Here is a 318-nt window from a genome sequence, read left to right as displayed (position 1 = left end):
ATTGATGCAAGCGCACTAAACGATGGCACACTCACTGCCACAGCTAGCGTATCCGATGTGGCAGGCAACCCGATTTCAGCACAAGATTCAGTCGAGCTTGATAACACCGCAGCGATCACAACCAGCATTGATAAAACAGCCGATGGCGTGATTAATGGCAACGGCGAAAGCGCCGCCATGGTTATACGCGGCACAGTGACTGACGTTGAAGACGGCCAAACTGTTACCATCACTTTGAGCGATGGTATAAACGCGCCAATTGAAGTTCAAGCAACCGTTCAAAACGGCGAGTATGTTACCGATCCGATTGATGCAAGC

Annotated in this window: 1 protein-coding gene; it reads left to right on the top strand. The window is 50.3% G+C overall.

Annotation, left to right across the window (positions count from 1 at the left end; all coding sequences use genetic code 11):
- Window positions 1–318: hypothetical protein (locus HUS62_RS22760; RefSeq protein WP_175081246.1), on the top strand; the 318-nt coding region annotated here is incomplete at both ends.

Source organism: Pseudoalteromonas sp. 0303 (assembly GCF_013349995.1).
Classification (GTDB): Bacteria; Pseudomonadota; Gammaproteobacteria; order Enterobacterales; family Alteromonadaceae; genus Pseudoalteromonas.
Note: the sequence above shows the minus strand (reverse complement) of the source record. Positions and strands in the feature narration are given on the sequence as shown.